Raw genomic sequence first — 23,382 nt, 5'->3', positions numbered from 1 at the left:
CACGACCCTACGCGTAACCCCACTGACCTCGCCTAACGAAAATAGTCACCAACTCTAACGGGGAAGGAAAACCAAAAAAAAGCCAGCCACGCCCCTCTCGTTGAGGAGGAAAACGCGGCTGGCTATGTGGGGGTCTTAGTTCAGCTTCTCTGCGATGAGCTTATTGACCTGGCCCGGATCGGCCTTGCCCTGGGTGGCCTTCATGACCGCACCCACGATGGCACCGGTGACCTTCTTATTGCCGGCACGGTACTTTTCCACAATGTCCGGGTTGGCGGCCAGCGCGTCATCTACGGCCTTCTCGATGGCGCCATCATCGCGTACGACCTCCAAGCCACGCTTTTCGACGACCTCGTCGACGTCACCCTCGCCCGCCAACACACCATCGACGGCCTTGCGCGCGAGCTTGGTGGTCAGCTTGCCCTCGTTGACGAGCACGATAACGCGCGCCACGTGCTGCGGGGTAATGGACAAACCAGCAAGATCGGTCTCCTGCTCGTTGGCCTTGCCGGCTAGGTAGGAAACCCACCAGGAGCGGGCCTCGTCCGGCTTCGCGCCGGCCTCGACGGTATCCACGATGAGGTCGAGGGCGCCGGCATTGACCAAGTCGCGCATCTCCTCATCCTTGATGCCCCACTCTTCCTGGATGCGCGCACGGCGAACCCATGGCAGCTCTGGAAGGGTCTGGCGCAGTTCTTCTACCCACTCACGCGGGGCGATGACCGGCGGCAGGTCCGGATCGTTGAAGTAACGGTAGTCCTCGGCGGTTTCCTTCGGACGACCCTTGGAGGTGGTGCCGTCGGTCTCTTGATAGTGGCGGGTTTCCTGGTCAATGGTGCCGCCATCTTCGAGCACCTGTGCCTGGCGCTGCATCTCGAAGCGAACCGCCTGCTCCACGGAACGCAGGGAGTTAATGTTCTTGGTCTCGGTACGGGTACCAAACTCTTCCTGGCCCACCGGGCGCAGGGATAGGTTGGAGTCCACACGCATGGAGCCTTGATCCATGCGGGCGTCGGAAACGCCCAAGGCTGCAACGAGCTCGCGCAGGGCGGAAACGTAGGCTTTAGCCACCTCGGGCGCGCGTTCACCAGCGCCAATAATCGGCTTGGTGACGATCTCGATGAGAGGAATACCAGCACGGTTGCAATCCACCAGGGACGCCGTGGCGCCGTGAATACGGCCGTCCGCACCACCGAGGTGGGTCAGCTTGCCGGTGTCTTCCTCCATGTGTGCACGCTCGATTTCCACGCGCCACTCGGTGCCGTCTTCCAGCACAACGTCCAGGTAACCGTCATAGGCAATCGGCTCATCGTACTGAGAAATCTGGTAGTTCTTCGGCTGGTCCGGGTAAAAGTAGTTCTTGCGGGCAAAGCGAGAGGACTCCGCAATGGAGCAATTAAGCGCCAGGCCAATCTTGATGGCGCCCTCCACGCCCTTGGAGTTAACTACCGGCAGCGCACCGGGCAGGCCCAGGGAGACCGGGTCAACGTTGGAATTAGGCGCTGCGTTGAAGTTCGTAGGAGAGGTAGAAAACATCTTGGTTTCCGTATCCAGCTCTACGTGGACTTCCATGCCCATTACCGGTTCGAACTTTTCTAGGACCTCATCGAAGTCCATCAGGTCATACATCGCAGCAGTCATGCGTGCCATCTTAATACGTCCATGCGCCCGCGCGCTCACGCCCCTAAGCTGAATATTATGACTACACCACATAGCGTTGATGCCGCGCTTATCGATGCCCCGTTGATCAACATCGCAGTCTTCCGCACTGCCCCTACCCCTGAAGAGGTAAGCGAGCGCCTGACCACCACTTTTGGCGATCGCTTGGGAGATATCACGCCGGGCAAGAATCCGGGAAGCATCATGGTCGAGCTGGATGATTCCTTCTTATTGCACTACCAAGCCGTCGATACTCCACCCACCCGCGATAGCTATGGCCTCCACCCCATTTTGAGCGCGGATGCCCGCGGCCTCGATTCTGCCACCGCACAAATCCTCGTGTCCGTGCTTCCGCGAGAGACCGAAGATGATCGCGCGAAGCAATTCCGCGAGGCCCGCCGCGATCACCTTGAGCTACTCTCCAAGGCCACTGCCGTGGTAGCCGAGCACCCCGACTGCCTGATAGTCCATAACCCGCGCGGCAACGTTTCTATCGCGCCGAATACGTTCCTCGAGGCCGTTCGGGATAACCTTGCCCCAATGCACATTGCTCCGGTGTGGCTTACCCAAAAAGAAAACAAAATCTTGGGTTATACCGTTGGGCTGGTCCAAGCCGGACACCCGGAAGTCCAGGCGGCCACCGAATCCATGGATCCCACCGATCTCTATTACAAGCTAGCCAATATCGCAGACCATGTTCTGCAAGGCGCCACCGTCAAAGACGGCGACACCCTATCTTTCGAGCAAGACCAGCCCCCTCTGACCGTGCAGAAAGAACCCTGGTTTGTAGACGAGTCCTATCCTGCGGTCACGATTAATTTTTAGCGGGTTTCCCGGTCCTACTTCCGGGAATCCGAATAGCGGCAGATGGCTGCCAGCACCGCACCAGAAAGGTTGTGCCACACCGAAAAGACGGCTCCTGGCAGGGCGGCCAATGGGTTCATATAAGTAGATGCCAGGGATGTGGCCAAGCCAGAATTTTGCATGCCCACCTCGACGGCCATGGTGCGCCGTGCAGCGACCGGCTGCTTGGCCAACTTTCCGGCTAGGTAGCCCAAGCCATAGCCGCAGGCGTTATGGATTACCACGGCGGCAAAGACGAGTGCGCCGGCGGTAGCGATGGTGTCGTGCGCGCCGCCGACCACGATGCATACAATGGCGGAAATGGCCGCAACCGAGATCCACGGCAATGCCGCGTTAATCTTTGCCACCACGCGCGGAACCAGCATGCCGATGAGAATGCCGGTAACAACCGGAATGAGCACGACCTTCACAATGGACCACGCCATGGCGGAGGCGGAGACCGGCATGTACTCCCCTGCCAGCCACAAGGTCAGCAATGGGGTAAGGACCGGCGCCAACAAGGTGGAAATGGACGTCATGGTCACCGACAGAGCCACATCACCGCGCGCAAGATAAGACACCACGTTGGAACTCGTGCCGCCGGGCGCGCAGCCCACCAGGATAACGCCGGCAGCTACAGCATCGGGAAGATCCATCACCGCGACTACCAGCAGCGCCACCAGCGGCATGATCACGAACTGCGCTACTACTCCGATGAGAACGGGCAGCGGACGGCGAGCCACCAAGGCAAAATCTACCGGCTTGAGGGTTAGGCCCATGCCGAACATGACAATACCCAGCAGCGGGGTGACCTGCGGGGCGAAGGAAGCTGCGGTCTCTGGCGCGAGGTATCCCATCACGCCACCGATAATCACGAGCACGGGAAAGCCTAGCGCTGCAATAAGTGCTTGACGGTCTTGTGCTGAGGAGGGCGCAGCGTTCGCCTCCACCCGATTATCTGTCATGCTATCGATACTCATGGGCAAAAGAATACGCTCCCACCCTGTGGGAGCGCTATCTTAATATTCGGAACGCAGAATGCCTCTAGCCAAAGAGCGCCTGGGCATTGCGGTAACGCGATTCCGGTACCGTCTTCAGCGTACCCACTGCTTCTTCCAGCGGGACGAGGTCAATATCCTCACCATGAAGGGCAACGCACATGCCAGACTTACCTTCGTGGATGGCGCGCGCTGCGTGCACGCCGTAGCGAGTAGCAAGTACGCGGTCATAAGCTGTCGGCGTGCCGCCGCGCTGGATATGCCCCAGCACGGTCGTACGTACGTCATACCCGGTGCGTGCCTTGATTTCATCGCCGATTACCTGGCCGATGCCATTAAAGGTCTGGTGCCCGAACTGATCGACGCCACCGGCCTCGAAGTCCATCGTTCCTTCCTTCGGCAGGGCACCTTCTGCCACGCAAATAATGCCGTACTTTTCACCCATCTGGAAGCGGCGTTCCATCGCCTTCGTAATCTCCGCAATATCGAAGGGCTCCTCCGGTACCACGGTGTAGTGCGCGCCGCCGGCCATGCCCGCGTGCAGGGCAATCCATCCCACGTGGCGGCCCATAACCTCCACGATCAGGATGCGGTTATGGGACTCTGCGGTGGTGTGCAGACGGTCGATAGCATCGGTGGCCACAGAAACGGCGGTATCGAAACCAAAGGTGTAGTCGGTGGCGTTAACGTCATTATCAATGGTCTTCGGCACGCCCACTACCGGCACGCCGTTATCAGAAAGCCACTTTGCGCCCTTGAGGGTACCTTCACCACCGATGGCGACAAGGGCATCCACCCCGGCATCCGCCATGTTGGACTTAATCTGGTCAAGGCCGGCCTTGAACTTATCCGGATGCAGGCGGCCGGTGCCCAGGATGGTGCCGCCGCGCAACAGAATACGATCGATTTCCGCATCGTCATAAAGATCACGCCGGCGGTCTTCCATCAGGCCCACCCAGCCGTCTTCATAACCTACAACGGTATCTCCAAATTCATTGGATGCGGTACGCACTACCGCACGGATTACAGCATTGAGGCCGGGGCAATCGCCGCCGGACGTTAAAACACCTAGACGCATATCTACCAATCTAGCGCGCGATTTTTAGGCCTGCAGAGTGTCCCTAAAACCTAGGGCAGAAACCAGGCCCACCACCAGCGCAGCCACGATGACGAGCAGCGAATTAATAATTGCTGTCTCTGGGCTACCTGTTTGCATAACTGCGGAAACTAGGGCAACTCCCACCACGGAACCCACCTGGCGGGAGGTGTTGTACACACCGGAGGCAGCGCCCATGAGCTCCGGCGAGATATCGCGCAAGGTGGTGGCTGCGTTGGAACCCCAAATGAACGACTGTCCCACCCCGAGGCCGGCGATAGGCAGCCCGAGTACCCACGGAAGGGCGTCGACCTGCATGACCCACCATGCCGCAAGGAGCGAGAATATAAGGATAGAAAATCCCACTACCCCAAGAATCCGCGGATTGACGTGATCCGCCATGATTCCAGCCAGCGGAGATATCAGGAGAGACACCAGCGCCATGGGAGCCACGATGATGCCGGCTTCGCCTGCAGGCACTCCCTGCATGGTCTGCAGCCACAGCATGATGGGGAGCATCACCGCAGCAGCCATAAATCCCATTGCGATGATACCTACCGAGCCCGCCAGGTAGTTTCGGTCACGAAATAGTGCCAGCGGCACCAGCGGATTCGACCCGCGGGCCTGGGCAGTTGCCTGCAATCGAATAAACCAGATGATAGCGGCAACTCCGGCGAGCAGGATCAGCCAAATGGTCCATCCCCAGCCAAGCACCGGGCCCTGCTGAATACCAAAGACGATCGCCGCCAAGGCGATGAGCGACACGATGGCCGAGGGCGCATCGATAGACTGCGCGGTCGTGGGTAGCTCAGGCACCCACAGCAGCGCGAAGACAATGGCTAGCACCACGAAGGGAACGTGTACCCAAAAGGCGGCCTGCCACCCAAAGTGCCCGACCAGAAAACCACCGGCGAGTGGACCGGCAAGTGCCGCTACCGAGCCGATCACACCCCACACGCCCAGTGCGCGCCCACGGCGCTCACGCGCGAAGATGCGATTGATAACGGACATGGTCTGTGGCATCTGGAGGGACGCACCCACGCCTTGCACGGTACGCGCCGCAATGAGCACTTCCACTGTGGGAGCCACGGCACACGCCACTGCACCCAGCCCGAAAATGCCCACACCCAGACAAAACATCCGGCGCTGGCCTAAAACATCGCCCAAGCGGCCGGTAAAGAGCAGCGGCACCACCACAGCCAACAAATAGGCCGCGGATACCCACATGGTGTGGTTTACCCCTGCGTTCAGCTCGCGTTGCAGGTCAGGCAGCGCCACCGCCACCATGGATTGGTCCAGCAGAGATACAAAGAATCCGAGGGACAGTGCAAACATGGCGCGCCATGCTTGGCGCTCGGGCGGCAGATGCGTCTCCACAGTCATGGCCTTAGAGTCTAGCGGGCCGAGAAATGTCGACCTAGACTGGCTGCATGTCCATGATCGATATTAAAAAGCCCCAAGACGTTTCTACCGCCACCACTGTCACCCTCGGCCTCATCGGTGGCTGGGTCACGGCCCGCGAGACCGGCATTCGCCCGCTGGGTGGCGTGATCCTCGCCGCTGCCGGTGTATGGGCGGGTCGCTCTTGGGCCAAGAAAACCACCCCGGCTACCACTGCCGGCCTGTGCGCACTCTACCTAGGCGCATTCGGCGCCTCCCACCCGCTGGCTAAGAAGATTGGCGCTTGGCCAGCCGTCCTTAGCGTGACCGCGGCTTCGGCGGGCGCGGCTTATGCGCTTTCCGACGCCAAATAGTCCCCACCCACACAAATGCGCACCACGTCCCTAGACATGGTGCGCATACTTTTATCCTGCGTGTCGCTAGTTTCTACTTGGCTACCGTGAACTCAACCGCAGCATTCTCGCTACCCAAGGCAACGGTGCCGCCGGGGAGGTTATAGAAGGAAGGGTTGGATTCGAGGAGGCCACGGAGGGCGTCGGAAAGCTGCTGCGTATGCTCGTCGCAGGCCGCGCGGGTGGAATTGAACTCGCCCACGCTGATGGTGCCATCCTTGGCCACCTCGTAGGTGGTGGTGTAGGTATTGCAGCCATCATTGACCGCCAAGGTGCGGTCCTTAGCAAAGGAGACGCTCAGCTTGCCATCTTCCTTCACGGAGTGGAGCTCGCCGGTGATGGTCTGGCCTTCAATGTGAGGCTCCAGCTTCTCCGCGCCCTCCGGCAGCTGAGAAATCAGGTCAGACTGAGTCGGCGCTGTCATGCTAAACCCCGGATCGATGTCGGGGACCTGCGCAGCGTTGGCAGCTCCAACGCCCATCAGCGCAGCGGCGGACAGCGAAAGTAGTGCGGTCTTTTTGAAATGCATACCCAATAATTTACCCCCGCCGGATATAAATTCAACGGGGGCAAACAAACCCTTATGGAATCGTCAGGGACTCCACAGGCGGCGATTTACTTATCGCGGCCAGCCTCATAGGCAGCGCCCACCTTGTAGAGGCGGTCGTCCTCGAAGGCCGGCGCCATGATCTGCAGGCCAGTCGGCAGGTTAGTATCGCTCGCCATACCGGAGGGCACGGACATGCCGCACAGGCCGGCCAGGTTCAGCGGCAGGGTGCACAGGTCAAAGTTGTACATTGCCATGGGATCCTCGGCCTTCTCCCCCAACTTGAAGGCGGTAGTCGGGGTGGTCGGGGAAACGAGCACGTCAACCTGCTCGAAGGCACGGGCAAAGTCCTGCGCAATAAGGGTACGCACGCGCTGCGCCTGCAGGTAGTAGGCGTCATAGTAGCCCACGGACAGCGCATAGGTGCCCAGCATGATGCGGCGCTTTACCTCGGGGCCAAAGCCCTCCGCACGAGACTGGGACATGACCTGCTCCGCAGAGTGGGAGCCGTCATCGCCCGCACGAAGGCCATAACGCATGCCATCGAAACGTGCCAAGTTGGACGAAACCTCACACGGCATGATCAGGTAGTACGCCGCCAGTGCGTCATCGAAGTGCGGGCAATCAACCTCAACAATTTCGGCACCCTGCTCGCGCAGCTGATCGACGGCGGCGTGGTAATTCTCCATCACGCCTTCCTGCCAGCCATCGCGCTCAAACTGCTTGATGAGGCCCACCTTGACACCAGAGAGGTCGCCCTTGGCACCTTCGCGGGCGGCGGCGACAACCGGTGCTACCGGCTTATCCACGGAGGTCGCATCGAAGGCATCGTGGCCGGCGATGACCTCGTGTAGCAGCGCGGTATCCAGGACGGTGCGGCCACAGGGGCCGGCCTGATCCAGGGAAGATGCAGCAGCAATAAGGCCGTAGCGGGACACGGTGCCGTAGGTTGGCTTAACACCCACAGTATTGGTCAGCGCGGCTGGCTGGCGGATAGAGCCGCCGGTATCGGTACCGATGCCAAGCGGCGCCTGGCCGGAAGCAAGTGCAGCGGCGGTACCGCCGCCCGAGCCGCCCGGGGTGCGCTCCGTGTCATAAGGGTTATGCGCTGGGCCAAAGGCGGAGTTTTCATTGGAAGAACCCATGGCAAACTCATCCAGGTTGGTCTTGCCCAGGATGGGAATTCCAGCCTCGCGCAGACGCTTGGTCACGGTGGCGTCGTAGGGAGAAACGTAGCCTTCCAGCATCTTGGACGCCGCCGTGGTTGGCGCATCGGTGGTAACGAGCAAGTCCTTCAGAGCCAGCGGCACGCCTGCCAGACCAGAGGCAGGCTCTTCGCCGGCATCGAGGGCCTTATCCACGGCGTCGGCAGCCGCGAGGGCTTCTTCCGCCCCCACGTGCAGGAAGGAATTCAGCTCCTCATTGGTCTCTGCGATGCGGTCCAGGAAGGCCTGAGTAACCTCGCGGGAGGTAATTTCGCGGGAGTGAATCTTTTCCGCCAGCTCGGCGGCAGTCAGAGAGGTCAAGCCCTCCGCAGGAACGGTCAGGTTAGACATTTATTCTCCTCCCAAAATCTGCGGCACGACGAAGCGCTCATCTTCTACGGCCGGTGCCTGATCCAAAGCCTGTTCTGCAGTTAGGGTGCGCACAATAACATCCTCGCGCATCGGGGCGTCCACGGAGTGCGGGTGACTCATCGGTTCCACACCCTCAGTATCCACGTTTCCTACCGCGGAAACGGAATCAACAATTTCATCAATCTGCGTTGCAAACTGGGCTAGCTCTTCCTCGCTGAGGGCCAGGCGGGAAAGCTTGGCGAGGTGGGCTACCTCATCACGCGAAATCTCAGACACGCGAACTCCATCCTTTATCTGCATAATCGACATGCGCGTGAAAAATATTCACACTAAGCATGTACTATGTGAATTGCTAACGACCCATGGTACTGCACCTACCGCGACGGCTGCCGCGTCACCCCAAATTTGCGTTGCTTGAAGCCGCCATTGTGACGCACGTATCATGTTCGGGACTACAAACAACCGAAAGCGTGCGAGACCATGTCCTTTTTGATCCGTGTACTGCTCCCCGATTCCCCTGGCAGCTTGGGCCAGCTTGCCGACGCCTTTGGACTCGTCGACGGCAATATCCAGTCAGTCGATATCGTAGAAAACTTCCCCGACGGAACGGTCATGGATGACATCGTCATTGAGCTACCCCAAGGCGCCATGGCCGATGTGCTTATCACCGCCGCCTCCTCCGTCGACGGCGTGGAAATTGACTCCATCCGCCCGTTTAGCGGCCGGGTAGACCGCCGCGGCCAGATCGAGCTGCTCGCGCGTGTAGCTCATGCCACCAATGTCACTGCGGCTATGGAAGAGGTTGTCGCGGCGATCCCGAAGGCACTCACCTCCACCTGGTGCATCGTCATTGATAATAACGAGCCTATCCGCCGCCTGGCCTCGTCCAACGCAGCGCCAGAAGATGACGGCACCGTTCCTCACGACATTGAGGTCGAAAGCGCCCGCGTCCTCCAGCCCGAGCGCGACGAGTGGGTACCCGAAAGCTGGTCCCTGCTTGACTCAGCACTCGCCGCCGCCCCACTCGGCGATACCGGATTGGTCATCGCCATGGGGCGAACCGGCGGCCCTGACTACCTCGCCTCCGAGGTCGAGCACTTGGGCCACATCGGCACTATCTTGGGCAGCTTCCTAAAGTAACTGGAGCTAATTAGACTTCGCCGGTTTCTAGTAGTTGCTGGAATTGCGCCTCGTTGAGGATCGGGATTTCTAGCTCGCGAGCCTTATCCTCCTTCGAGCCAGCCTTTTCGCCGGCAACAAGGTACGAGGTTTTCTTCGACACCGAACCGGTGGCCTTGCCGCCGCGAGAAACAATAGCCTCTTTCGCGGAATCCCTGGTGAAGTTCTCCAAGCTGCCGGTAACCACAATGGTAAGGCCCTCGAGGGTCTGCTCCTTGTGATCCTCGGCCGCTACCTCCATGGCCACGCCCGCAGCAGCCCATTTGTCCACAATCGCGCGATGCCAATCCACTTCGAACCAATCGTGGAAGGATTGCGCGATGGTCATGCCCACGCCATCGACCTCAGCAAGCTCCTCCGTCTTCGCAGCGCGCAGCTTGTCCATGGAGCCATAGCGGGAAGCAAGCGCCCGAGCCGCAATCGGGCCCACGTGACGTATGGACAGCGAGACCAAGACTCGCCAAAAGTCGCGACCCTTGACCTCCTCCAAGTTGTTTAGCAAGTTCTGGCCTGCCGTGTTGACCTTGACGTTGCCCTCTCTCTTGGAGCGCTTGTCTTTGGTGTCCTTCTTTGCAGTATAGACATCTGAGGCCAATAGCTTGTCCGCGGTGAGCTCAAAAAGCTCCGATTCATCGACGAGAATGCCGTTGTCGATCAGATCCATCGCACCCTTCTCGCCCAAGGCCTCAATATCCAGCGCCTTGCGGGAAGCCAGATACTCCAATCGTGCCGAGAGCTGCGCCGGACAGGACTGCGCATTGGGGCAACGCCAATCGGCATCGCCGTCCTTCTGTGGGGCCAGTTTCGTGCCGCACGCAGGACAGTTCTCTGGGAAGGTCCACTCATGCTCGCTACCATCGCGCTGCTCGCGCACCGGTCCGAGGACCTCCGGGATAATTTCGCCCGCCTTGCGGATAATGACGGTATCCCCAATGAGCACGCCCTTGCGCTTGACCTCGGATTGGTTGTGCAGGGTAGCCATTTCCACCGTAGATCCGGAAACGAAGACTGGCTCCATCACTGCGTACGGGGTTACTCGCCCGGTACGGCCTACCCCCACCTCAATGTTCTTGAGCTTCGTGGTCACTTCCTCCGGCGGATACTTATAGGCAATGGCCCAGCGCGGCGCGCGGGAGGTCGAACCAAGTGCGCGCTGTGAAGCCAAGTCATCGACCTTGACCACCAGTCCGTCCATCTCAAAAATGGCATCGTGGCGATGCTCTGCCCAATACGCGACTTCGTCTTGGACTTCCTTGGCCGAGTGCACCTGCTTGGTATACGGGGACACGGGCAGGCCCCACGCCGCAATCGCTTTATAGGCATCGTGCTGTGAGGTCGGCGAAAATCCCTCGCGCGCACCCAAGCCGTGGCACACCATTTTCAGGCGGCGTTTTTTCACTTCGGCGGGATCCTTCATACGCAGTCCACCTGCCGCGGCGTTGCGCGGGTTAGCAAATTTTGCTTTACCGTCAGCTGCGCGCTCCTCGTTGATCTCCGCGAAGTCCCTGGGGCGCATGTATACCTCACCGCGAATCTCAATAAGCTCAGGGACCGGATATTCAGCAGTACCAGTCAACTCGTGCGGAATATCCTCGATAACACGAGCATTAGCAGTGATTTCCTCGCCCACCGTGCCGTCGCCACGAGTAGCAGCGGTAGTCAAGTGCCCATCGCGATAGACCAAGTCGATAGACAAACCATCGATCTTCAGCTCGGTGAGATAGGTCTTAGCCGGGGTTCTATCCAGCCAATCCTGCATCTCGCCAGCACTAAAGACATTGTCCAGGCTCATCATGCGCTCAAGGTGCTCAATATCCTCGCCGGCGCTCGGGGCAGCACCTACCTGCTGGGTGGGTGAATCGGGCACGGCAAGCTCTGGGTGCTCTTCTTCTAGCGCAAGAAGGCGCTGGAAGAGGGCATCAAAGTCGGCGTCGGGAATAGCCGGCTCACCGTTGTAGTACAGGTTGCGGTGGCGGCGGACTTCCTGCGCGAGGTCATTCCATTCACGGTGCAGATCAACTGGATTAGTCACGCTGCCCAAGTGTAGCTATCCCTCGTGTCGGGGCTAGCTACTAAGGTATGGATCATGAATTTCGACGCCTCCCGCATGCTCGCCTTCGACCTTGAGACCACCTCGGCCAACCCTAAAGAAGCCCGCATTGTTACCTCCGCCCTAGTCCGCATTGACGGCCGCGATGTGCAAAAAGTAGAGCACCTTGCCGATCCCGGAATCGAAATTCCGCAGGAAGCGACCAATGTCCACGGAATCACCACGGAAAAGGCTCGCGCCGAGGGTCGCCCGCACGAGGAGGTTCTAAAAGATACGGTCGACGCAATCAAGGCCGCCTGGGAGGATGGCCTCACGCTGATCGTCTACAACGCAGCATTTGATCTCACCGTATTGCGCAGCCTGACCGGAGATTTTACGGTAACCGGCCCGGTCTATGACCCCTACGTGATTGACCGTGTCAGCGATAAATGGCGCAAGGGCAAGCGCACCCTCGGCGCCGTCTGCGAGCACTATGGCGTTGAGCTTGGCAATGCCCACGAAGCTACTGCCGACGCCCTCGCCGCCGCCCGCGTGGCCTGGAAGCAGGTTCGCCAGCACTACCCCAACCTGGCGCAGATGGAGGAAAACGAACTCATGGAATTCCAGGCCGTCAAGTGGTACGAGGACCGTGTCGCCTTTAAAAAATACCTAGAGGGAAAGGGCCGCGATGCCTCGGATGTCTCGACGGCGTGGCCGCTGATTTCTTAAACCCGTTGCCAAAGTTCTAGCGTTTTGGAATTCTAGAACTATGGAATCTATAGAATCCCGAGTTTTAGCCCTCGAGAAGCGCGTCGCCAAGCTCGAACAACCCATACCGGCCCCAGTAGAAGCTTCCTCAGGCGAGTCCACCATGTGGCTTGCGGACGCCCTCGAGCCTTCTGAAGAGCTTCCTGAAGGGTCCGTAATCTTTGGCGGCAACCTCACTATCGGCGAGAGCTCTTATTCCTACCAATGGCAACGGCCAACAGGGGCAGTAGCCAATGGAGACTGGTCCGAAAACCTCGATCGCCTCGCTGCACTGGCCCACCCGATTCGTGGCGACATCCTGCGCCGGCTCCTTACCGCACCGGCCAGCGCCACAGAACTTGTCGAAGAAGAAATCGTCACCTCTACCGGCACGGCCTACCACCACCTCAGCGCACTTGCTAGTGCCGGATGGACCACCAAGGCAGGCGGAAAATACGCACTTCGCCCTGCCCGAGTGGTTCCCCTCCTGACCATCATTACCGCAAGCGAGGCTCACTAATGCGCAAAATAGCCCTCGCCGCCGTCGTAGCCGTGGTATCGGTCGCCTTCTTACTCATTGTTGGACCCCAGCGAATCTCGATGGCCGATACCGCAACTGGAGATCCAGAACTCTCCACGCACCTACGGGAACACCCGGAAGCTGGTTTCAACAACCTCACCGCCTTCACACTTGATCAGGGAAAGGCCACCTTCGCCGGACTCGGCGCCAATGAACACACCGAGGTAGAAATAGGTTCTGTAACCAAGATGTTCACCGGTGAAATTGCCCACCAACTAGTAGAAGAGGGAAAAGTTCGCCTCGACACCACGATGGGTGAAGTCCTCGAGGTCGGTGACTCACCAGTCTCCGACGTAACAATTCGGGAGCTACTCGATCACACCTCAGGATTGCCCAGGCAGGCGAAAGCCATGACTTTCTCCTCTGCTGTCTCTAGCATCACCGGTTCAAACCCGTACGCAGGTGTATCCACACAAGACATCGTAGATTCAGCAACCGAATCGGATCTTGCAGATCGTGGCACAGAATCCTATTCCAATTTGGGATACGCACTGCTCGGCCACGCCTTAGAAACCGCTGCCGATACGCCATACGAACAGTTGCTCCACGAGAGAATCCTTAAGCCCGCCGGCATGAAGGAAACCTACCTCATGGCACCAGGTTCCGTCCCCGACGATGCCCCTCGCGGACTCACAGCCGCAGGCCGAGAAGCTGAACCTTGGGAAATGAAAGGTTGCTCCGCCGCAGCGGGAGCTCTTCGGTCCACCGCTCATGACATGGCAGCTTTCGCTACATGGTTTATGGAAAATGGCGACACTAGCTATGGATGGCAAGAGAATGATGACGGCAAGAGTTTTTGGCACAACGGCGGCACCTACGGCTACTCCACAATGCTCATCATTGACCCGAAGGAAAATCGCGCTGCCTTCGCAAATAATGACTCGCCAGCGGGAACTGAAGACCTCGCAGAAGCACTTTTCGAGAAGATTTAGGAAACCACCATGCTCCTCACATTAATCCCTGCCGCTATCACTGCGTTCGAGCTCTGGTCAGCATGGAAGACCCTAAAGAAGCCAGTTTCTGCCCCTATGCTGGTTATAGACGCAATCTTTACGATCGCCATCATTACTCTTGTCGGCATTGCAATGCCGTGGTACAGAGCAGTAGATTTTGGATGGTGGTACGCATTCGTAGCCGCTGGCTCTCTTCATATCGGTGCCATCGTTTGGCGCCTAGGCTCTCTCCACAGCAAGAAACCTACAAAGTCTCCCAAATCTCCACCCCGAGCCGAAAGTCTCCCAAATCTCCGACAAGACCGGTTACACTAGCCGCATGGACAACCCATTCCGCCCGACATTCGGCGCCCCTCCCCTGTTCTGGGTCGGCCGCGGCGTCGTGCTCGATAGTTTCCGCACCGCCCTCGATGGCTCGGCAGGCAATGCCTCCCGTTCCATGGTGCTAAGCGGCGCTAGGGGCATCGGCAAAACGGTCCTCATCAACGAGTTGGAAGACATTGCTGAAGCGCGCGGTTGGGTAACGCTACGCGCCTCCGGGCGCTCCACCATGGTGGAGGAACTGGTCAACACCACGATTCCGAGGCTTCTCGAGCGGCTCTCGCCCAGCGATAAGAAGAAGGTCAGCCGCATCGGCATCGGCGGCGTGGGATCGATTGGCTTCGACCACCAGAAGGAAGACCGCTTCACCCCCACGTTGAATACCCGTCTACGCGAGCTTTCCGCCGAGCTGAACGGCACCGGCATCCTCCTCACCATCGACGAGGTTCAAGACGCCGACGTCGAAGACCTCACCACCATCGCCGTGGCCTACCAAGACTTGGTGCGCGATGAAATCGATATCGCCTTGGTGGCCGCTGGCCTGCCGCAGGGGGTCAACCACTTGCTGGACCTGCCCGGGGTAACCTTCCTGCGCCGGGCCCAGAAATTCGTGCTCGGCCCCTTGTCGCCGGCCAATGCCGAGCGGGCGCTCGAACATACCGCCTCGGGCTCAGGGCTGGAGTTTAGCCACGAAGCGATTACGGACGCCGCCGCGCTCACCCGCGGCTACCCCTACCTCGTGCAATTGGTCGGCTCACTGGCGTGGGAGTGCAGTCGCCGAAACCAAGAAAGCGGCATTTCCCAGCAGACAATCGCCTCTATCGCCCCAGATGCAATATCGATCATGGGCGCGCAGGTGCACCAGCCTGCGACGCTGGCCCTGCCGCCGGCGCAGCGGGAGTTCCTAGAAGCGATGGCCGCAGTCGAAGTCGATGGCATCGCCACCATCGCAGACATCGCGGGCCACATGGACCGCACGGTGCGCTCCTTATCGGCCACCCGCCAGCGGCTTATCGACGCCGACCTCATCGAACCCACCGCACATGGCAAGCTGCGCTACGTCATTCCCTATATGGGCGAATACTTCACCACCACGGATAGCCGCGGGCGCGTCGATTAAAGATCGCCTGCGTCGCGGATGAGGATACCCGCCACCTCAGCGGCAAAAGAATAGCTGTGCGCGGCCTTGTCCACCGGCCACGGGAAGATATCAACCTGCCCTGGAATTCGCTCCCGCGATAACCCCATACGGTCAAAGTGCTGCGCAACAGAAATAGCCTCCGTGCGAGCATCGTGCCCTGCCACGCCCAATCCGATGCGAGCGCCGCCATCAATCCATTGCCCCAAGCCATCGAGATGCTCGGGCGAGGCTAGACCAGCGAAATCGAGCAGCACCGTCTTCGCCGCCACTTCCCAAAGTGGCTCGCGAAGCCGTAGGTAGTCCGCACCAATCTCCGCCAGTGCCGCATTGACCTGGTCCGCGGGAACAGCCCTAATCGTATCGAAGTCGGTGGTGCCTGGAAGGGTGCCCGAAAGGACGTCGGCAAGCAGGGGCTCGTCCAGCTGCACTCGCACTTCTGCCCCAAAACGCTGTGCCACCTGTGCCTTGTGTTCCTGAATTCCGGCCAACAGCGCACCACACAGGTCCCGGAAAGCGCCCGAATCAGTAATGGCGCGGTGCCCGTTTCCTAACTCCACAGCGGCCGCCAAACTCCACGGGCCTACCGCTTGGACCTTGACACGCGGAACTGACTCGCCCCACACCTCCTGAATCTCGTCTAGGTCCCGGCTCATCTGATCGCCAATCCGATGCGAGATGAGCTGCGGCCGATCGCTGAGCACCCATGAGCGCGGTCCGCGGTCAATGGAGACTGCTTCCAATAATCCCGCTGTTCGCCCTATGGCCCCAGCGTGAATCCCGCGGTCCGGCAACTGCGGAAGGTGCGGGAGACCACCCGTCTCGCCCATCACGATGTCTGCCGCCTCACTCATGGAGTATCCCGGCATAGGGCCTAAGCCAAAAGCGTCCATATTCACCTCGGCGCTAGTATTATTTTTCAGAATTATCTACCCGATACGCGACGTATCACTTGGAAAGGAACCTTACTATGGGCGTGGAAAAATACTCCGGCTGGACCTTCTACAACGAGTGCGACATCCCTCAGGACATTTCCACCGTCTTGGCTGAACAGGAATATCCTGTCTGCGCCTTCAAGACCGTCCGTGATGCCGCCGTATTTACCAATAAGCGCCTCATCATCCGCGATGCGCAAGGCCTGACAGGCAAAAAGGTAGAGATGTATTCCCTACCCTATTCCTCCATCAACATGTGGTCCACGGAAAACGCGGGAAAGCTCCTTGACCTCAATGCGGAGCTGCAACTGTGGACTAGAGCCGGCGAATTCAAAATCAACATTGGCCCCAATATCGATGTCCGTGCCCTAGACCAGCTCATTGCCAACTGCGTGCTTAATTAGTTCCGCAGATGGTGCCGGAGCCGATGACGATGTCTCCCAGCTCGTCCGGCGAAGGCAGGTACAGCACCGCCGCTTGGCCGCGGGCGACACCGGATAACGGCTCCTTGAGTTCGAGGCGCATCTCGTCCGCCTCGCGGTCAACGTGGGCGGTACAGGGCACCACGGAGCCGTGTGCACGCACCTGAACCTCGCACTCGAAATCCCCATCCATACCTGGGTGGAGGTACTTCAGGCGATCGGCCTGAATCGAGGTTACGGCCAAGTCCTCGCGGGCGCCGACGGTAACCGTGCCGGTAGCAGCATCAATATCGGTGACGTAGCGGGGGCGACCGTCAGCAGCCGGCGCCTTGATGTCCAGGCCCTTGCGCTGGCCGATGGTGTAGTTCCACGCACCATCGTGCTCCTTGAGCTCCGTGCCCTCTTGATCCACGATCATGCCGGGGCGTAGCCCAATGCGGGCACCCAAAAAGGCCTGCGTATTACCGTCTGGAATAAAGCAGATGTCGTAGGAATCTGGCTTTTTCGCGGTGGAAAAGCCATGCGCCGCTGCCTCTTCGCGGATCTGTGGCTTAGGGGTGTCGCCGATGGGGAAAAAGCAATGCTTCAACTCTTCGGCCGAGATCACGCCGAGCACATAAGACTGATCCTTATTCTCGTCCAAGGACCGGCGCATATAGCCGTCCTCATCGAGGGTGGCGTAGTGCCCCGTCGCAACCGCATCGAAGCCAAGCGCCATGCCCTTTTGCAGCAGCGCCCGGAACTTAATCTTCTCGTTGCAGCGCAAGCAAGGATTGGGCGTCTCGCCGCGGGCGTAGGAATCCACGAAGTCCGTGATGACCTCTTCTTTGAATTCTTCCGAAAAGTCCCACACATAAAATGGAATGCCCAGCTTATCGCAGATGCGACGGGCGTCGGCCGAATCCTCCAACGAGCAGCAACCACGTGCCTTTTCCCTGGTCTGCTGCGCGTCTTTGTGCAGCGCGAGGTGAACGCCAATCACCTCGTGGCCGGCTTCTACTGCACGCGCGGCGGCAACCGATGAGTCCACGCCGCCGGACATGGCAACCAATACTCGCATTGTGCTCCCCATTTCACCTTGACTACAGGCCCGAAAGTCTACTCCCTAGCCCCAACGCGGCTTAAATCGAATCCATTCCCTAAGCTTGGGTGACATGGGCAGAAAGCGAGCTTCCACCGACCCGGGAATCACCGGCACCTACAACATTTCTACCGGCACGGCCGAAGTGGTGCCGGATGAGTTTCGCGACGGTGCCTATATTCTCAACGTTAATGGCGTGCCGAGCAGCCACATTGTGCTCGGTGAGCCGGAGGAACTGGAGTTTGAGTACATGCGCTGGATTGCGGCGGCGGTTGAGCACCTCAATACTCGTCCAGCGAACAAGCTCCGCGTCACCCACCTAGGCGGGGCGGGTTGTTCCCTTCCGCGCTACTTCGCTAGCAGGCTCCCAGGCAGCCGCCACACAGTGGTGGAGCTGGACGCCAAGCTGGGAGAATTGGTGCGTACGCTTTTCGACGTCCCCCGTTCCCCCACCGTCAAAATCCGCGCCGGCGAAGCACGCAAAGAAACCGAGGGGTTCCTGCCGTCCAGCCGCGACATCATCATCCGCGATGTCTTCGCTGGCGACAAGACACCAGCCAACCTCACCACCGTCGAATTCTTTCAGGCAGCAAAACAGTCGCTTGCGGCAGGCGGCCTCTACGTGGCCAACTGCGGTGATCATTCCGATCTACAGCTGGCAAAGAGCGAGCTGGCGGGCCTAGATAAAGTATTTGACCACCTCTCCGTCATCGCGGACCCACCGATGCTCAAGGGCCGGCGCTACGGAAACATCATCCTGGTGGCCTCAGATACAGAAATGCCAGCCGAGGGCTCCATGGAAGCCGCCCAGCTGGCAAAGGCACTCCTTGGCGGGGCCGTGCCCGCCCATTACAAAGACGAGTCCTGGACCCGCGCGTTTTTCACCGGTGCTACTGCAGCACGCGATTAAGCAGCGTAGCTACCTGACCCGCATCGAAATCGGGAACGTCAGCGCCGGCATTCTTGGCGGCATTCTTAGCTTCCGATACCTCCGACTCGGAGACGTTGCCAGATTTCACGTTGTTCACGTGACCGGCATTGTCCAGCAAGATAGCTAGGTCGCTGACAGAGAAGTTGCCCTTGGCCATATCGCCCAGGTCCTCCACTGGGAGAGCGTCCTTGTCCTGCAGGGTCTTTACGAAGCCAGCCAGGCCCTCCGCCGCTTGGGGATCAAGGCCGGACTTTTCGGCGGCGTCGGCAAGCTGCGGAATCGCAATCAACCCCGCCGCCAGTGCCAAAATGGCGCCGATGAGCGGTGTACTATCCGAGCTCAAATCAAGACCATCGCTCACAACCAGCTGCTTTAGCGCGCCGCCGACGTCGACGTAATTGCCGTCGCTGAAGGACTGCAGCTGCTGCTTGGAACCATTAAACAGGTTCATATCGACGTCGGTAGAAATGCCTGCTACCTTGCCAGAGCCAGAACGCTGCCAGAAAGATAACTCGTTCCATCCGCCCACCGCTTCGGGCGCCTGGTCCTGATAGGCCGCGAGCCACAGTGGCATATCCGAGAACTTCTGGGAGTTATTCATCTGCCCCATCCAGAAGTACTTGTAGGTGTAAATCATGGGCGTGCGGCCGGTAAGACGCTTGAGCTCGCTAGTAAATTCTTCAATCCACTGCTCCAGCTGTGCCGCAGACTTTCCTTCCGCCACCTCGATATCAAGTGCAGGAGGCAATGTCTGATCTGGGGCAAGGGCGATCTGCGCGGCAAAATTGGCCGCCTGAGTCTTGGCGTCGCCAGCCGGACGTGCGTAGTGGTATGCACCGGTCTTGAGTCCAGCAGCATTAGCCGCCTGAATATCCTCTACATAGTGGGGGTTTACCCAATCACCGCCCTCGGTAGCCTTCACGAATGCAAAGGACTGACCGTCGGTACGCACCTTTGACCAATCGATAGGTGTACCGCCTGGATGCTGGTGCGCTGCAACGTCAATGCCCTTAGGTGCACCGAAGCTCACCGCCTGGGCGACGGCGGTACCACTTACGGCTAGTGCAGCCACGGTGACCACCGCAGTAATGCTCTTTCGGAGTGCCTTCTTTGATGTCATGCGCGTGAGTCTAGCAACGGAATCACTCTAGTCACATCTTTAACACGCGCCACTAGACATAATTTTCCTTACTTCCGTTTCTCCCTTCTGGGAATACAACCTTTTAGAACACATATTTGCCCATAACCCTTGCGAAGCGGCAGGACACGACTTAAAATGAACACCATGAAGCTACGCACACTTGTTCTACTATTCGGGGGATTTAATCTTGGACGCCTACTACATAGTCAATGACCCCAACGATCCCATAGCAGTTAAAGCCACAGAAATCAGAAAGCAAGATTACCTATTCTGGAGAGAGGTCAAGCCAGATCTAGAAGACGATTTCGATATCTCCTGCCACACACTTTCTACTCGGACGGGCTTAAGCGAGCGGCGCACGCGAGACATAACAATGGCCCTATATCGACTCGCAGAGCTACCACTCACAAAGGCACTCCAGGAAACCTATTACTTCCTGGATTTCTCTCGGCTTATTACTATCGACGCCGTGCTGAGCAAGCTTGGCGACATCCCTACCGAAATACTCGAGCGGATAGACCAAGAGCTCGCGCGCTACCTGACCCCCACAAAGCCCGGCCAGGTACTGCCTTCGAATACGAATTTGCGGAGAAAACTTAATGGCCTCATCGCTGTTGAGTACCCACACCCCAATGAAGATACAGAGCCTGATGCAGGGAACGACTCCTATTTCACCTACCACAGTTTCGGCGGCAAGGCCGGGCTAGCAGCGGAATTCGATGAAGCTACCATGCTAGCCATCGATGAACACGTCAGTAAGGCAGCCGAAGAGCATAATCTCACCAAAGCTGAAGCCCTAGCCAAATTGATTCTGGGCGAAATTGAGTCGCGGGCAAAAGTGGTTCTTCATATGTACCGAGCCCACGACCAGGAGGCTGCTCCCGCATTTATCCGGGGATTCGGATGGGTAAGCCCTGAGACCGCTGACAGTCTGCGTCCCAGCCAGACGCGGGATATGGACCTTGCAAGAAGGATGGAGAGCGAAAGCTACGTTACTCCCCCGCTCATTGGCGCCTACGTGGAAGGCCGCGATGGCGTGTGCCGCTGGCCAGGTTGTAATCGCCCCGCAGAAAACTGCCAAAAGGACCACCGAATTGACCATGCACAGCGAGGAAAAACGGCGGGGAGCAACTTGGCATCACTCTGTCAGCATCACCACAACATCAAGACCGATGGTGGTGCCTTCTACATCATGGATCCGCATACTGGGGACATAGTGTGGCTCTTTGACAATGGCCGCTGGGAATACGATGAGCCCCAAGGACCGCTAGCACCCAAGAACAAGAACTGGGCGCTAACGGTAGGCCAAGCTATCGCCGCCCGGCGGGCAGCGGCGAAGGAAAGGAATAATATCTAGACGGAACGGGCTCGGGAAATGATCTCCGGAAGATGAGCCAAGACGTAGTCAACGTCCTCTTCCGAAGTACGCCTGCCGAGAGTAAAGCGCAAGGAACCGATTCCTTCCGCCTCACTTACGCCCATTGCCTCGAGGACATGAGACATGCGGTTTACCCCTGCGCTGCAAGCACTGCCGGTAGAGGCCTCGATCTGCAAGGAATCCAGCAGCATGATGAGGCTATCGCCATCAGCACCGGGAAATGAGACGTGCAGATGGGAAGGCAAGCACGGCTCGGCAGAGTTGACCACTACGTCGTCGATGGTGGCGAAAATTCCGTCGCGCAGCTTATTGCGGAGAGCAGTAATTCGCTCACCCTGGGCAGTGATTTCGGAGACGGATTCCTCCAACGCCGCAGCTAGACCAGAAGCGCTCGCGACGTCCACGGTGCCAGGGCGAATACCTCGCTCTTGGCCGCCGCCGTAGGTAATCGGCTGGGGAGCAGGACTGCGCTTGGCCAAAAGCAGACCGATGCCGCGGGGGCCGCCGAACTTGTGGGCGCTGGCGGCGAGGCTGGTGATCCCTAGATCGGAAAAGTTGATGGGAATTTTGCCCACGGCCTGGACCGCGTCGACGTGCACGGGCGTGCCTGTCGCATTCGCACGTGTGGCAAGCTCTTCGATCGGCTGAATGGCGCCGGTTTCGTTGTTGGCCCACATGCAGGTAGCGACGTCGGCAAGCGTGTCTAGGGCAGACAGATCTGCGATGTGCCCAGAACGGTCGACGGGAAGGATATCGACGACCGCTCCGGTTTTCTCCAGCTTAGAGACGGTATCGCGCACGGCCGGGTGCTCAATATCGGTAGAAATAATGCGGTTTGTTTGCCCAGCCGCGTAGAGCCCCTGGATGGCGATATTGTCCGCTTCGGTGCCAGAAGAAGTAAAGATGACTTCGATGGGCTCGCAGCCGAGGAGGGAAGCCACCTTTTCGCGGGCATCATCCAGCACGGACCGAGCCTTGCGGCCAGAACCATACTGCGCGCCGGAATTCAGGGAGCCGGCCGCCGCCACCCACGCGTCAATTGCGCTCTGGCGCATCGGCTGGGTAGCGGCATAGTCGAAGTAGTGCGGCATTACTGGCGCGCCTTCAGTTCCTCGGTCAGGGCTGGTGCGATTTCATGCAGGTCGCCCACGACGCCGAGATCAGCGATCTGGAAAAACGGCTCATCCTGGTCTTGGTTGACCACCACAATGGTGCCGGAAGTCTGCATGCCAGAGGTGTGCTGGATAGCGCCAGAGATGCCCAAGCCGATGTAGAGGTCAGGCGAGACGGTAACACCGGTCTGGCCGATCTGATAGGCGGCGTCATAAAAGCCTTCATCGACGGCGTCGCGGGTGGCGCCGACTGCGGCCCCGAGGGCGTCGGCAAGCGGCTCGACGACGGCCCCGAACTCGTCGCCCACGCCACGGCCGCCGGCGACGACTGCCTTGGCCTCGGTAATTTCCGGTCGTGCGGACTTCTGAGCCGGAGTAAAGGAAGTTACCTTGACGTCTTTAGCCGTGGCGGCCGGCAACGGCATCGGCGCCGGCTGTGCCTCCACCTGCTGTGGCGCAGCCTCAACCGCACCCGGGCGAAGGGTGTAGATCGGGCACTGACCAGCGGCGGTAGAGGTGGTCTCATAGGAACCACCGAAAATGCTCATCTGGGCGGAGCCATCGGCGGCAATGCCATTGACATTGACCAGTGCGCCAGAGGCGAGGCGAGCCGCGAGGCGGCCGGCAATCTCGTTATTGGCCGGAGTTGCGGCCAGCACGATGGGCGCTGGGTTCGCAGCGCCAAGCGCATGCAGGGCATCGACCTCCGGGGTAAGGAAACGCTGTTCATAATCCTCGGCCGTTGCCTGAACTACCTGTGCGGCGCCGAGGGCGGCAAGGTCGGCATCAAATTTATCGGCCTGCTTGCCGACGACCACTGCGGACACCGTACCCAATTCCCGCGCGGCCGTAATCAGCTCGCCGGTAACGGGAAGGAGGTTGTCCGCGTCGTGCTCAACTAGTACGTAAACGTGCGACATAT

23 protein-coding genes are annotated in these 23,382 nt (G+C 59.2%); 10 read left to right on the top strand and 13 right to left on the bottom strand.

Annotation, left to right across the window (positions count from 1 at the left end; all coding sequences use genetic code 11):
• Positions 1-135 precede the first annotated feature (135 nt).
• Positions 136-1,641 carry an Asp-tRNA(Asn)/Glu-tRNA(Gln) amidotransferase subunit GatB gene (gene gatB, locus QP324_RS00920; RefSeq protein ID WP_284813963.1) on the bottom strand — a complete coding sequence of 502 codons (1,506 nt, stop codon included), beginning with the start codon at positions 1,639-1,641 and terminating at the stop codon, positions 136-138.
• A gap of 57 nt (positions 1,642-1,698) precedes the next feature.
• Here gatB and QP324_RS00915 point away from each other — a divergent pair, with 57 nt between their 5' ends.
• The gene (locus tag QP324_RS00915; protein ID WP_284813961.1) at positions 1,699-2,484 is read left to right on the top strand and encodes a DUF4261 domain-containing protein; all 786 of its coding nucleotides are present in this window, start codon (positions 1,699-1,701) and stop codon (positions 2,482-2,484) included.
• A gap of 14 nt (positions 2,485-2,498) precedes the next feature.
• On the opposite strand, the gene QP324_RS00910 is transcribed toward QP324_RS00915, so the two are convergent.
• The 3 genes from QP324_RS00910 to QP324_RS00900 form a co-directional block, all read right to left on the bottom strand.
• Positions 2,499-3,482, bottom strand: a complete 984-nt coding sequence (locus tag QP324_RS00910; RefSeq protein WP_284813959.1) for a bile acid:sodium symporter family protein — start codon at positions 3,480-3,482, stop codon at positions 2,499-2,501.
• Between the two features lie 64 nt (positions 3,483-3,546).
• Complete coding sequence (locus tag QP324_RS00905) at positions 3,547-4,578, bottom strand: ATP-dependent 6-phosphofructokinase (RefSeq protein WP_200435210.1); 1,032 nt, start codon at positions 4,576-4,578, stop codon at positions 3,547-3,549.
• 24 nt (positions 4,579-4,602) lie between these two features.
• Complete coding sequence (locus QP324_RS00900; RefSeq protein WP_225747067.1) at positions 4,603-5,979, bottom strand: DHA2 family efflux MFS transporter permease subunit; 1,377 nt, start codon at positions 5,977-5,979, stop codon at positions 4,603-4,605.
• A gap of 47 nt (positions 5,980-6,026) precedes the next feature.
• Between QP324_RS00900 and QP324_RS00895 the strand changes: the two genes are divergently transcribed.
• The gene (locus QP324_RS00895) at positions 6,027-6,350 is read left to right on the top strand and encodes a hypothetical protein (protein ID WP_269953400.1); all 324 of its coding nucleotides are present in this window, start codon (positions 6,027-6,029) and stop codon (positions 6,348-6,350) included.
• Between the two features lie 73 nt (positions 6,351-6,423).
• Here QP324_RS00895 and QP324_RS00890 read toward each other — a convergent pair whose 3' ends face one another.
• The 3 genes from QP324_RS00890 to gatC all read right to left on the bottom strand — a co-directional run bounded on the left by QP324_RS00890 (position 6,424) and on the right by gatC (position 8,789).
• Positions 6,424-6,918 carry an META domain-containing protein gene (locus tag QP324_RS00890; RefSeq protein WP_225747068.1) on the bottom strand — a complete coding sequence of 165 codons (495 nt, stop codon included), beginning with the start codon at positions 6,916-6,918 and terminating at the stop codon, positions 6,424-6,426.
• Positions 6,919-7,004: 86 nt separating this feature from the next.
• Positions 7,005-8,492 (bottom strand): Asp-tRNA(Asn)/Glu-tRNA(Gln) amidotransferase subunit GatA, encoded by a 1,488-nt coding sequence (gatA, locus tag QP324_RS00885; RefSeq protein WP_225747069.1) that lies wholly within the window; start codon positions 8,490-8,492, stop codon positions 7,005-7,007.
• Positions 8,493-8,789: an Asp-tRNA(Asn)/Glu-tRNA(Gln) amidotransferase subunit GatC gene (gene gatC, locus QP324_RS00880; protein WP_005327681.1), complete on the bottom strand. Its 297-nt coding sequence runs from the start codon at positions 8,787-8,789 to the stop codon at positions 8,493-8,495.
• Positions 8,790-8,993: 204 nt separating this feature from the next.
• Here gatC and QP324_RS00875 point away from each other — a divergent pair, with 204 nt between their 5' ends.
• Entirely contained in the window at positions 8,994-9,653 is a 660-nt protein-coding gene (locus QP324_RS00875) for an amino acid-binding ACT domain protein (protein ID WP_250410384.1), read from the top strand.
• 10 nt (positions 9,654-9,663) lie between these two features.
• Here the strand turns inward: QP324_RS00875 and ligA are convergent, their stop codons facing one another.
• Positions 9,664-11,724: an NAD-dependent DNA ligase LigA gene (ligA, locus tag QP324_RS00870; protein ID WP_284813955.1), complete on the bottom strand. Its 2,061-nt coding sequence runs from the start codon at positions 11,722-11,724 to the stop codon at positions 9,664-9,666.
• Between the two features lie 54 nt (positions 11,725-11,778).
• Here ligA and QP324_RS00865 point away from each other — a divergent pair, with 54 nt between their 5' ends.
• The 4 genes from QP324_RS00865 to QP324_RS00850 all read left to right on the top strand — a co-directional run bounded on the left by QP324_RS00865 (position 11,779) and on the right by QP324_RS00850 (position 15,442).
• Positions 11,779-12,450 carry a 3'-5' exonuclease gene (locus QP324_RS00865; RefSeq protein WP_284813953.1) on the top strand — a complete coding sequence of 224 codons (672 nt, stop codon included), beginning with the start codon at positions 11,779-11,781 and terminating at the stop codon, positions 12,448-12,450.
• Between the two features lie 40 nt (positions 12,451-12,490).
• Positions 12,491-12,988 (top strand): helix-turn-helix transcriptional regulator, encoded by a 498-nt coding sequence (locus tag QP324_RS00860; RefSeq protein ID WP_284813951.1) that lies wholly within the window; start codon positions 12,491-12,493, stop codon positions 12,986-12,988.
• A complete protein-coding gene (locus tag QP324_RS00855; protein WP_225747074.1) occupies positions 12,988-13,980 on the top strand; it encodes a serine hydrolase in 993 nt (330 codons plus the stop codon). Before QP324_RS00860 ends, QP324_RS00855 begins: the two co-directional genes overlap by 1 nt.
• A gap of 340 nt (positions 13,981-14,320) precedes the next feature.
• A complete protein-coding gene (locus QP324_RS00850; RefSeq protein ID WP_284813948.1) occupies positions 14,321-15,442 on the top strand; it encodes an ATP-binding protein in 1,122 nt (373 codons plus the stop codon).
• On the opposite strand, the gene QP324_RS00845 is transcribed toward QP324_RS00850, so the two are convergent.
• The gene (locus QP324_RS00845; protein WP_284813946.1) at positions 15,439-16,353 is read right to left on the bottom strand and encodes a methionine synthase; all 915 of its coding nucleotides are present in this window, start codon (positions 16,351-16,353) and stop codon (positions 15,439-15,441) included. The genes QP324_RS00850 and QP324_RS00845 overlap by 4 nt on opposite strands.
• 77 nt (positions 16,354-16,430) lie before the next feature.
• Here QP324_RS00845 and QP324_RS00840 point away from each other — a divergent pair, with 77 nt between their 5' ends.
• On the top strand, positions 16,431-16,799 hold the full coding sequence (locus QP324_RS00840; protein ID WP_284813944.1) for a PH domain-containing protein: 369 nt from the start codon (positions 16,431-16,433) through the stop codon (positions 16,797-16,799).
• Here the strand turns inward: QP324_RS00840 and mnmA are convergent.
• The gene (gene mnmA, locus QP324_RS00835) at positions 16,792-17,877 is read right to left on the bottom strand and encodes a tRNA 2-thiouridine(34) synthase MnmA (RefSeq protein WP_284813942.1); all 1,086 of its coding nucleotides are present in this window, start codon (positions 17,875-17,877) and stop codon (positions 16,792-16,794) included. The two genes, QP324_RS00840 and mnmA, sit on opposite strands and share 8 nt — an antisense overlap.
• 94 nt (positions 17,878-17,971) lie before the next feature.
• Here mnmA and QP324_RS00830 point away from each other — a divergent pair, with 94 nt between their 5' ends.
• Complete coding sequence (locus QP324_RS00830; RefSeq protein ID WP_284813940.1) at positions 17,972-18,808, top strand: spermidine synthase; 837 nt, start codon at positions 17,972-17,974, stop codon at positions 18,806-18,808.
• On the opposite strand, the gene QP324_RS00825 is transcribed toward QP324_RS00830, so the two are convergent.
• Positions 18,789-19,949: a glycoside hydrolase family 25 protein gene (locus QP324_RS00825; protein ID WP_284813938.1), complete on the bottom strand. Its 1,161-nt coding sequence runs from the start codon at positions 19,947-19,949 to the stop codon at positions 18,789-18,791. The genes QP324_RS00830 and QP324_RS00825 overlap by 20 nt on opposite strands.
• A 208-nt stretch (positions 19,950-20,157) precedes the next feature.
• Here QP324_RS00825 and QP324_RS00820 point away from each other — a divergent pair, with 208 nt between their 5' ends.
• Positions 20,158-21,327 carry an HNH endonuclease signature motif containing protein gene (locus QP324_RS00820; RefSeq protein ID WP_284813936.1) on the top strand — a complete coding sequence of 390 codons (1,170 nt, stop codon included), beginning with the start codon at positions 20,158-20,160 and terminating at the stop codon, positions 21,325-21,327.
• Here the strand turns inward: QP324_RS00820 and QP324_RS00815 are convergent.
• Both QP324_RS00815 and QP324_RS00810 read right to left on the bottom strand, forming a co-directional pair.
• The gene (locus QP324_RS00815; protein ID WP_284813934.1) at positions 21,324-22,439 is read right to left on the bottom strand and encodes a cysteine desulfurase family protein; all 1,116 of its coding nucleotides are present in this window, start codon (positions 22,437-22,439) and stop codon (positions 21,324-21,326) included. The two genes, QP324_RS00820 and QP324_RS00815, sit on opposite strands and share 4 nt — an antisense overlap.
• A complete protein-coding gene (locus QP324_RS00810; RefSeq protein ID WP_284813932.1) occupies positions 22,439-23,380 on the bottom strand; it encodes an electron transfer flavoprotein subunit alpha/FixB family protein in 942 nt (313 codons plus the stop codon). The genes QP324_RS00815 and QP324_RS00810 overlap by 1 nt, the downstream gene beginning before the upstream one ends.
• Positions 23,381-23,382: the final 2 nt, after the last annotated feature.

It is taken from the genome of Corynebacterium sp. UMB0012 (assembly GCF_030216265.1).
In the GTDB taxonomy this organism is placed as follows: Bacteria; Actinomycetota; Actinomycetes; order Mycobacteriales; family Mycobacteriaceae; genus Corynebacterium.
Note: the sequence above shows the minus strand (reverse complement) of the source record. Positions and strands in the feature narration are given on the sequence as shown.

What these genes read in the sequence shown, in the direction of transcription:
- QP324_RS00850 (WP_284813948.1), top strand. Translation starts at nt 14,321, where the DNA reads ATGGACAACCCATTCCGCCCGACATTCGGCGCCCCTCCCCTGTTCTGG.
- QP324_RS00875 (WP_250410384.1), top strand. Translation starts at nt 8,994, where the DNA reads ATGTCCTTTTTGATCCGTGTACTGCTCCCCGATTCCCCTGGCAGCTTG.
- QP324_RS00905 (WP_200435210.1), bottom strand. Translation starts at nt 4,578, where the DNA reads ATGCGTCTAGGTGTTTTAACGTCCGGCGGCGATTGCCCCGGCCTCAAT.
- gatA (WP_225747069.1), bottom strand. Translation starts at nt 8,492, where the DNA reads ATGTCTAACCTGACCGTTCCTGCGGAGGGCTTGACCTCTCTGACTGCC.
- QP324_RS00855 (WP_225747074.1), top strand. Translation starts at nt 12,988, where the DNA reads ATGCGCAAAATAGCCCTCGCCGCCGTCGTAGCCGTGGTATCGGTCGCC.
- QP324_RS00830 (WP_284813940.1), top strand. Translation starts at nt 17,972, where the DNA reads ATGGGCAGAAAGCGAGCTTCCACCGACCCGGGAATCACCGGCACCTAC.
- QP324_RS00860 (WP_284813951.1), top strand. Translation starts at nt 12,491, where the DNA reads ATGGAATCTATAGAATCCCGAGTTTTAGCCCTCGAGAAGCGCGTCGCC.
- mnmA (WP_284813942.1), bottom strand. Translation starts at nt 17,877, where the DNA reads ATGCGAGTATTGGTTGCCATGTCCGGCGGCGTGGACTCATCGGTTGCC.
- QP324_RS00825 (WP_284813938.1), bottom strand. Translation starts at nt 19,949, where the DNA reads ATGACATCAAAGAAGGCACTCCGAAAGAGCATTACTGCGGTGGTCACC.
- QP324_RS00890 (WP_225747068.1), bottom strand. Translation starts at nt 6,918, where the DNA reads ATGCATTTCAAAAAGACCGCACTACTTTCGCTGTCCGCCGCTGCGCTG.
- gatB (WP_284813963.1), bottom strand. Translation starts at nt 1,641, where the DNA reads ATGACTGCTGCGATGTATGACCTGATGGACTTCGATGAGGTCCTAGAA.
- QP324_RS00900 (WP_225747067.1), bottom strand. Translation starts at nt 5,979, where the DNA reads ATGACTGTGGAGACGCATCTGCCGCCCGAGCGCCAAGCATGGCGCGCC.
- QP324_RS00810 (WP_284813932.1), bottom strand. Translation starts at nt 23,380, where the DNA reads ATGTCGCACGTTTACGTACTAGTTGAGCACGACGCGGACAACCTCCTT.
- QP324_RS00840 (WP_284813944.1), top strand. Translation starts at nt 16,431, where the DNA reads ATGGGCGTGGAAAAATACTCCGGCTGGACCTTCTACAACGAGTGCGAC.
- QP324_RS00815 (WP_284813934.1), bottom strand. Translation starts at nt 22,439, where the DNA reads ATGCCGCACTACTTCGACTATGCCGCTACCCAGCCGATGCGCCAGAGC.
- QP324_RS00910 (WP_284813959.1), bottom strand. Translation starts at nt 3,482, where the DNA reads ATGAGTATCGATAGCATGACAGATAATCGGGTGGAGGCGAACGCTGCG.
- QP324_RS00845 (WP_284813946.1), bottom strand. Translation starts at nt 16,353, where the DNA reads ATGGACGCTTTTGGCTTAGGCCCTATGCCGGGATACTCCATGAGTGAG.
- QP324_RS00865 (WP_284813953.1), top strand. Translation starts at nt 11,779, where the DNA reads ATGAATTTCGACGCCTCCCGCATGCTCGCCTTCGACCTTGAGACCACC.
- QP324_RS00895 (WP_269953400.1), top strand. Translation starts at nt 6,027, where the DNA reads ATGTCCATGATCGATATTAAAAAGCCCCAAGACGTTTCTACCGCCACC.
- QP324_RS00915 (WP_284813961.1), top strand. Translation starts at nt 1,699, where the DNA reads ATGACTACACCACATAGCGTTGATGCCGCGCTTATCGATGCCCCGTTG.